This window comes from Brevundimonas sp., assembly GCF_044239655.1.
Taxonomy (GTDB): domain Bacteria; phylum Pseudomonadota; class Alphaproteobacteria; order Caulobacterales; family Caulobacteraceae; genus Brevundimonas.
This window is the reverse complement of the sequence record NZ_JBIIAY010000146.1, coordinates 1-6,828: the sequence shown is the minus strand read 5'-3', so window position 1 is coordinate 6,828 and position 6,828 is coordinate 1. Positions and strand designations below refer to the sequence as shown.

Annotated in this window: 6 protein-coding genes; 3 read left to right on the top strand and 3 right to left on the bottom strand. The window is 67.7% G+C overall.

Annotation, left to right across the window (positions count from 1 at the left end; all coding sequences use genetic code 11):
* Positions 1 to 70 precede the first annotated feature (70 nt).
* Positions 71 to 1,147, bottom strand: coding sequence for a site-specific DNA-methyltransferase (locus ACILQR_RS14845; RefSeq protein WP_395652161.1), 1,077 nt, complete (start codon positions 1,145 to 1,147; stop codon positions 71 to 73).
* Positions 1,148 to 1,212: 65 nt separating this feature from the next.
* Positions 1,213 to 2,511, bottom strand: coding sequence for an SLC13 family permease (locus tag ACILQR_RS14840; protein WP_395652160.1), 1,299 nt, complete (start codon positions 2,509 to 2,511; stop codon positions 1,213 to 1,215).
* An 85-nt stretch (positions 2,512 to 2,596) separates the two neighbouring features.
* Between ACILQR_RS14840 and ACILQR_RS14835 the strand changes: the two genes are divergently transcribed.
* Together ACILQR_RS14835 and ACILQR_RS14830 are read left to right on the top strand one after the other, a co-directional pair.
* Positions 2,597 to 3,493, top strand: coding sequence for a hypothetical protein (locus ACILQR_RS14835; RefSeq protein WP_395652159.1), 897 nt, complete (start codon positions 2,597 to 2,599; stop codon positions 3,491 to 3,493).
* Between the two features lie 347 nt (positions 3,494 to 3,840).
* Complete coding sequence (locus tag ACILQR_RS14830; protein ID WP_395652158.1) at positions 3,841 to 5,373, top strand: DEAD/DEAH box helicase; 1,533 nt, start codon at positions 3,841 to 3,843, stop codon at positions 5,371 to 5,373.
* 59 nt (positions 5,374 to 5,432) lie between these two features.
* Here ACILQR_RS14830 and ACILQR_RS14825 read toward each other — a convergent pair whose 3' ends face one another.
* Positions 5,433 to 6,188: a competence/damage-inducible protein A gene (locus ACILQR_RS14825; protein ID WP_395652157.1), complete on the bottom strand. Its 756-nt coding sequence runs from the start codon at positions 6,186 to 6,188 to the stop codon at positions 5,433 to 5,435.
* Between ACILQR_RS14825 and ACILQR_RS14820 the strand changes: the two genes are divergently transcribed.
* A complete protein-coding gene (locus tag ACILQR_RS14820; RefSeq protein ID WP_395652156.1) occupies positions 6,187 to 6,678 on the top strand; it encodes a hypothetical protein in 492 nt (163 codons plus the stop codon). The genes ACILQR_RS14825 and ACILQR_RS14820 overlap by 2 nt on opposite strands.
* The last annotated feature ends 150 nt before the right edge of the window (positions 6,679 to 6,828 follow it).

The following is a 6,828-nucleotide window of genomic DNA, read 5'->3' as shown; positions in this document are numbered from 1 at the left end:
GGTCATAAGCGTACGGTGCTGGACGTTGCGGGGACCAGCTCGTTGATTTCGTTGACGATGGCCTCCCTGGCTACATCGCCGCGCGGATTTCCGACCTCAGGGCGTCGATCGACTTGAAGCCTTGGTCGGTCTTGAACTGCCAGTAGGTCCAGCCGTTGCAGGCCGGGGCGTTTTCCAGCAGGGCACCCAGCTTGTGAATCGAGCCGGTGAATTCGCCGGACACCAGTGACCCGTCCGCCCTAACCCGTGCCTGACGATCACCCTTGGGTCCGTACAGGATGTCGCCGGGCGCCAGCATCCCGGCCTCGACCAGAGCCCCGAACGGCACCTTCACCTCGGCCCGCTTGGAGCCCATGACCATCAGGTCCTCGGGATTGCCGGGGATGACGGCATCGATGCGGGTCTGCGCCACCCTGGCATAGGTTTCGTCGCGCTCGATGCCGATGTAGGACCGGCCCAGCCGCTTGGCCGCAGCGCCGGTCGTGCCGGTGCCGAAGAAGGGGTCCAGGATGACGTCGCCGGGCTTTGTTGCGGCCAGGATGACGCGGTGCAGCAGGGCCTCGGGCTTCTGGGTCGGATGGGCTTTCTTGCCGTCCTCGCCCTTGATCCGCTCCTCGCCGGTGCAGAGCGGGAAGGTCCAGTCCGAGCGCATCTGGGTGTCTTCGTTGAAGGCCTTCAGCGCGTCGTAGTTGAAGGTGTAGCGCTTCTGGTCCCGGCTCTTGGCGGCCCAGATCAGGGTCTCGTGGGCATTGGTGAACCGCGTGCCCTTGAAGTTCGGCATCGGGTTGGACTTGCGCCAGATGATGTCGTTCAGCACCCAGAACCCCAGGTCCTGGATCGCCGCGCCCAGCCGGAAGACGTTGTGATAGCTGCCGATCACCCAGATCGAGCCCTCGTCCTTGAGCACCCGCCGGCACTCCTTCAGCCAGTCGCGGCAGAAGGCGTCATAGGTCGCGAAACTGTCGAACTTGTCCCAGTCGTCATCGACCGCATCGACCCTGGAATTATCCGGCCGCAACAGGTCGCCGCCCAGTTGAAGATTGTAGGGCGGATCGGCGAAGACCATGTCCACCGACTTGGACGGCAACGACCGCAGGATCTCGATGCAGTCGCCCAGATGGATAATGTCGGTCTTCAGATCGGTCACGGGCAGCCTCGGGGAGTGGAGGCTGGATGGTGAATCCTTGTGGTTAAGGTGGGGTAACCACGCCCTCAGAACGGGAAGAACAGCGGGATGACCGCCACGCCGACGACCCAGGTCACCAGATTCAGCGGCACGCCGATCCGCACGAAGTCCATGTATTTGTACTCGCCCACCTGAAACACCAGCACATTGGTCTGATAGCCGAACGGGGTGGCGAAGGCGGCCGAGGCCGCCATCATCACCGCGATCAGGAAGGGGCGCGGATCGACGCCCAGACTTTCGGCCAGGGCGACCGCGACGGGCGTGATCAGGACGGCGACGGCGGCGTTCGACAGGAACTCGGTGGCGAACAATGTCACGCCGTACAGGATCGCCAGCGCCACCAGTGGCCCGAACGGCCGGATAAAATCGATCAGCAGATCGGTCCCCGAGGCCGCCAGCCCGGTCACCTCGATGGCCAGGCCGACGACCACCATGCCCGCGATCAGCAGCAGCACCTCGGGCCGCAACCCGGCATAGGCCTCTTCCGGGCTGATGACGCGAAACAGGATCAACACGACGGCACCGGCGAAGGCCGAGGCGGCTATGGGGGCAACCCCGGTTGCCGCCGCCAGGATCACCGCCACGAACACCAGCATGGAGATGGCCGCACGCCTGGCGTCGAAAGGTTTGGCGACCGAGAACAGCTCGATATCGCCCATCATTCCGTCGCCGGTCTGTTCCGGGGCGTGTGGCAGGCCAGGGACGCTCTCGTCTGCCTTGCCCAGCATCCGGCCGCCGACCAGAAACAGATAAAGGCCTCCCGCCGCCGCCACGATCAGGCCGACGGGGGTGATCTCGAACATCGAAAACACGCTCTGGCCGGCGTTCCTGGCCATGTCGTTGACCAGCAGGTTGGTGGATGTCCCGATCAGGGTGCAGGCCCCGCCCATGATGGTGATGTAGCTGAGCGGGATCAGGAACCGCTTGGGCGACAGGTTCAGCGAGTTGGCGACATCCTTCACGACCGGTGCGGCCAGCACCACGATCGGGGTGTTGTTCAGGAAGGCCGAGGCTGCGCCGCACAGGACGATGACCAGCCACAGGCCCGCCGCGCCCAGCCGGGCGCACAGTGCCGTCGCCTGACGGATCAGCAGACCCAGCAGGCCCGACAGCTCGATGGCGTAGGCGATGACGAACAGGCAGGCCAGCGCGATGACGGCGGGGCTGGCGAAGGCGCTCTGGACCTCGACCGGGCGGATCACGCCCATCAGCAGCAGGGCCGCCGCCGCCGACAGGGCGGCCACGTCGGAGCGGATCTTGCCGTGGATCAGCACACCGACCACGGTCACCAGGACGACGAGCGCCGCGATCTGATCGAATGTCATGCGTCTTGGTGGGCCGCACGGGGTGACCACGTCAACCTTGGCCGCCAATTGGGCTTTTCGGTCAGGCCCATGCTAGGAAGACGTCATGGCTTTCCTCCGCGAGCAACCGGCGTCCTCGATCCTGCGTCGAGGGCCGGCCCGCCGAATCGTCGCCTGTTTCGCGCTGGTCGCCCTCGCGCCGATATTGATCCAGTGCGACCTCTATCGGCCCCGGGATAAGGCTCCGGTTCCGGCAGAGGCACCGGAAACGACGACCCCGCCCAAGGTCGCCGCAACGCCGGCCCCGGTCCCGCCGCTGGGACGAGCAGAGATAATCGCCGCCGCTGCCCGCGCCGCATCGGACTATGCTTCGGGCACGGCCACCCAGGACACCGACCCGCTGGTCGGGCGGGCGTTCTCCGTGCGGACGCCGTTCGGCTGTGGCCCGATCGCCGAGGCCGCGAACCCCGTCGCCGCTCCGGCCGGTCTGGCCCGCGCCGAATGGGGATCGGAACGCAAGACCATCCAGCTCTCGCTCGATCCCGACAACTGGACGGGGTCCGCCCTCATTACCGCGCCCGGTGTTCAGCCGGGTTGGGAGGCCGTCGAGGGTTTCTGGCTGGCCCGGCCCTGGCTGGCGACCGAGGCCTGTCCGGGCGTCGCTCGCGATCCGCTCCAGGCCGCAGCGTCCGGCGTCGTGGCCCAGACCGTCGGCCTCGCGGCCGTGTTTCAGGAGGGCGCGTCGCGCGTGGCTCGCCGCAACGGCCGAGCCTATGTCTTCACCGTTCGCCCCGAACGCGACGCCACGATCCTGACGCCGCCCGCCGACGGCTATCGAGTCCTGATCCAGGGGCGGGTCAGTGCCTTCCCCGAAGGCCGGGCGTTTCGCTGCCGGGCCACCAGTCCGGATCAGCGGCCGATCTGCGTCGCCGCCATCACGCTGGATCGCGTCGCCTTCACCCTGGCGGACGGCACGGTGCTGAGCGAGTGGCGTCCGGGTTGACCGCCGGCCGGGTCGTGGCGGAGCCGAAACGTTCGAAATCGGGCGCGGCTGCGCGAAACGCCGATCCGCAATCGCCTTGACTTGGCCGTATTATGCGCCCATCTGCGCTGCGTCGCACAATTGCGATCCCCGGTGCGCTCCAGCGCGTGTGGGTCTTCACTCCCCAACGAAGACCTGACTGTAGCAGCGGCCGGCCCTCAAGTTCACTACGCTGCCCGGACACGCGGGGCGGCGCCCGATCCACCCCGAAGGCTCCACTCTGGTGCCCCGTCGGGACTGGCGGTGCGCGGCCTTATCTGGCGTTGAGCCATGGCTGATGCGCGTCGCCGCACGCGAAAGACATCACCTTGACCACCACATTCGAATCCTTCGGCCTGAACAAGGCCCTTCTTCAGGCTCTCACCACCGAGGGCTACACCACCCCCACGCCGATCCAGGCCCAGGCCATTCCGTCGGTCATGCTCGGCAAGGACCTGCTGGGCATCGCCCAGACCGGCACCGGCAAGACGGCGGCCTTTGCGCTTCCGATCCTGCATCGTTTGGCCGAGAACCGCGTCGCGCCTCTGCCGCGCACCACCCGCTGCCTGATCCTGTCGCCCACGCGTGAGCTGGCCAGCCAGATCGCCGAGAGCTTCAAGGCCTATGGCAAACACCTGGGCTTCAAGGTCGCGGTCGTCTTCGGCGGCGTGAAGTACGGCCCCCAGGAACGCGCCATCCAGGCCGGTCTCGACGTCCTGGTCGCCACCCCTGGCCGTCTGCTGGACCACATGCAGCAAAAGACCCTGGACCTGTCCTCGACCGAAATCTTCGTCCTTGACGAGGCCGACCAGATGCTGGACCTCGGCTTCGTCAAGCCGATCCGCCAGATCGTCAGCCGCATCCCGGCCAAGCGCCAGAACCTGTTCTTCTCCGCCACCATGCCGACCGAAATCGGCAAGCTGGCCGGCGAGCTTCTGAAAGAGCCCGTCAAGGTCCAGGTGACGCCGCAGTCGACCACCGTCGAGCGCATCAACCAGTCGATCATCCACATCGAACAGGGCCGCAAGCGCGCCCTGCTGACCGAGATGTTCGCCGACGACAAATTCACCCGCGTCCTGGTCTTCACCAAGACCAAGCACGGTGCCGACAAGGTCGCGGCATACCTTGAGGCCGGCGGCGTCCAGGCCGGCGCGATCCACGGCAACAAGTCCCAGCCCCAGCGTGAACGCACCCTGGCCGCCTTCAAGGCCGGCAAGCTGCGCGTCCTGGTCGCCACCGACATCGCCGCGCGCGGCATCGACGTGGACGGCGTCTCGCACGTCGTGAACTTCGAACTGCCCTTCGTGCCCGAAGCCTATGTCCACCGCATCGGCCGGACGGCCCGCGCGGGCAAGGACGGCTCGGCCGTCAGCTTCTGCGCCGGCGACGAGATGAAGCTGCTTAAGGACATCGAGAAGGTCACTCGCCAGAAGATCCCGTCGTCGGACCGTCGCAATGACAAGTCGCTGGGTCTGCTGGACCAGTCGATCATGGCCGCCGGCGTCGGCACCAAGGCCACCATGCCGGATCGCGAGGAACGTCCCCGTGGCGAGGGTCGCGGCAATCGCAACCCCCGTCGCGACGGCGTCAAGCCGGCCCACGGCGGTCAGCCCCACCGTCAGCGCAAGCCGGGTCCGGGTGGTCGTGATGGGGGCCGCGACGGCGCTCGTGACGGCGCACCGCGCGTCCACCACGACCGGCCCCTGGCCTCGACCCAGCCGTTCGATCCCCTAGCCGCCGACCGCGCCCGTTCGGCCGCGGCGGCCAACCGTCCGGTCTCCGAAGCCAAGCCCGACGGCGAGTTCAAGCGCCGCCCCCGCGGCCGTCGCCCCTCCAACGGCGGCAAGGGCTACGCGGCCTGAGGTCTGATCTGATTGACGAATGAAGAACCCGCCCGGTGCGAACCGGGCGGGTTTTTTCGTCAGGGCTGGAGAGTCGCCGACACGCCCCGTTCCCGCAGGGCGTCCGAAAGCGAGACGACAGCAGCCTCGACCAGCACCGCATCCCGCCCCCGCACCACCAGGTTCGTCCCGATCTCGCCGTCCGATCCTGCGCCGAACGGATAGGAGCCGAACGACAGTTCGCGCTGGGCCTTTGCCGCGGCCCCCAGCGTCTCGGCGATCGCGCCCTCACCGACGCCAGTGACCCTCAGGGTTCGCGAATGGACGACGGCCCCGGTGCGCAGGCGGGGCGCGACGTCCTCCAGCATGGCGGTCATGATCCTGGGCACGCCCGCCATGACGAAGACGTTTCCGATCTGGAAGCCCGGCGCATCGGTGACCGGATTGGCGATCAGGGTCCCGCCCTCGGGGATGCGCGCCATTCTCCGCCGCGCAGCGTTGAAGTCGTCGCCGTATCGCCGCGCCAGGATCGCCAGGGCGTCGGGATGTTCGGGCAAGGGCACGCCGAAGGCCTGGGCCACGCAGTCGGCGGTGATGTCGTCGTGGGTCGGGCCGATGCCGCCGGTGGTGAAGACATAGTCGTGGGCGGCGCGCAGGGTGTTCAGGGCGTCGGTGATCTGGGCCGGGACGTCGCCGACCGTCCGCGCCTCCTTCAGGTCGATGCCCAGCGCCGTGACGAACCGGGCGAGGGTGTTCAGATTGGTGTCGGCCGTGCGGCCCGACAGGATCTCGTCGCCGATGATCAGGACGGCGGCGGTGGGACTGGCTTGGGTCATGACCAAACCTACCGCGTCGGGGTCGGACGGCACCAGCGCCCTTGACGCCTCACCCGGGCCGCGCATGATCGGCAGGCACAGGGGAATCCACGCCATGCCGGCCGAGGCGCTCACCGCCGACCAGACTCCGACCGACACCTGGCAATGGTGGGAGGCGCGCCGCCTTCGCTACAACCTCGGCCTGGCGGTCGCAGGGGTGCTGGCCGGAGGGCTGACGGGCCTGGTGATCTGGAGCTTTCGCAATGACCCCTCGCCGGTCGAGGCCCCCTGGCCGGCGATCCTGATCCACGGCCTTTTGTATCTCGGGTTCATGGCGGCGGCGAACGCCTGCTACCTGATCGGGGCGTTCAGCGAGAAGCTGCTGACCCCGCGCGACCCGGACGCCTATCGCCGTCGCATGTGGCGGCTGGGCTTCGGGTTTTCGATTGCCCTGCCGTTCGCCTATCCGGCCTGGGTCCTGTTCGTGATGATGATGTTAAGCCGATTGTGAGCGACGCCGCCCCCGCGCCCCTTCCGGCCAAGAGCCGCAACTCCGGTCACCGCGAGCGGCTGCGCGAACGCGCGGCCAAGGGCGGCATCGACGCCCTGCCGGACTATGAGCTGCTCGAGATGCTGCTGTTCCGGTCGATCCCGTACAGGG

What these genes read in the sequence shown, in the direction of transcription:
- ACILQR_RS14840 (WP_395652160.1), bottom strand. Translation starts at nt 2,511, where the DNA reads ATGACATTCGATCAGATCGCGGCGCTCGTCGTCCTGGTGACCGTGGTC.
- ACILQR_RS14820 (WP_395652156.1), top strand. Translation starts at nt 6,187, where the DNA reads ATGACCAAACCTACCGCGTCGGGGTCGGACGGCACCAGCGCCCTTGAC.
- ACILQR_RS14835 (WP_395652159.1), top strand. Translation starts at nt 2,597, where the DNA reads ATGGCTTTCCTCCGCGAGCAACCGGCGTCCTCGATCCTGCGTCGAGGG.
- ACILQR_RS14825 (WP_395652157.1), bottom strand. Translation starts at nt 6,188, where the DNA reads ATGACCCAAGCCAGTCCCACCGCCGCCGTCCTGATCATCGGCGACGAG.